1 pseudogene is annotated in these 338 nt (G+C 39.1%); it reads right to left on the reverse strand.

Annotated features, from left to right (window positions below):
- Nucleotides 1-236 precede the first annotated feature (236 nt).
- Nucleotides 237-338, reverse strand: a pseudogene (locus tag STRDD11_RS13430) (phosphoglycerate mutase); the annotation flags it as partial.

Consider the following 338-nt stretch of genomic DNA (forward strand, 5'->3'; position numbering starts at 1 on the left):
GGAATGACTGTCAAATTTTCTCTCTTTCTTGGCCATGTTTTCTCTCATTCTAGTAAAAAGTTCTGACCTTTATTTTACCACAAATCCCAGCTGATGAAAAAACAAAGCTGACAGAACAGTTTAAAATCCTGACTAATCTATCCGGAAATCCCTTAATAACTCAGAGCAGACTGCTGCCAGACAGGCTTTCCTGACAAAGCAAAGAACCTGAGACCAAGTCCCAGATTCCTGTACCCTTATTTACCAAGGTAGTATTCTTTTACGACATTCAATTTGTCATCAAACTCAAATACCAGCGGCGGGAAGTTTGGAATTTCCACATTCATAATTTCGTCATC

The organism is Streptococcus sp. DD11, assembly GCF_001578865.1.
In the GTDB taxonomy this organism is placed as follows: Bacteria; Bacillota; Bacilli; order Lactobacillales; family Streptococcaceae; genus Streptococcus; species Streptococcus panodentis.